Below are 330 nucleotides of genomic sequence, written 5' to 3'. Positions count from 1 at the left end.
GAATATCACTTAATGCCTGTAATCCTTACAGGGCACGTACAAAGGGAAAAGTTGAGCGACCTTTTAAGTATATTGAAGAGCAGTTTGTAAAAGGCAATAGTTTTAAATCTATGACTGAGTTAAATGAAGCCGCTGAGATATTTATCGAAGAATCTAATAATACTAAACATAGTACAACATTACGAATAACTAATGAATTTTTTGCAGAAGAGTTTCCACATTTACTTCCGATTAGAAGTAAGCCTTTTATAATAGCAAATCTTAAAGAAAGAAAGGTTAGTTTAGATTCATATATATCTGTAGATGCAGTAAAATATAGTGTTCCAGTTG

The 330-nt window shown here is 31.2% G+C and carries 1 pseudogene; it reads left to right on the top strand.

Annotation, left to right across the window (positions count from 1 at the left end):
- Window positions 1-110 precede the first annotated feature (110 nt).
- A pseudogene (locus tag GXK56_RS27595) lies at window positions 111-330 on the top strand (IS21 family transposase); the annotation flags it as partial.

It is taken from the genome of Clostridium sp. C2-6-12, assembly GCF_009928485.1.
Classification (GTDB): Bacteria; Bacillota; Clostridia; order Clostridiales; family Clostridiaceae; genus Clostridium.
Note: the sequence above shows the minus strand (reverse complement) of the source record. Positions and strands in the feature narration are given on the sequence as shown.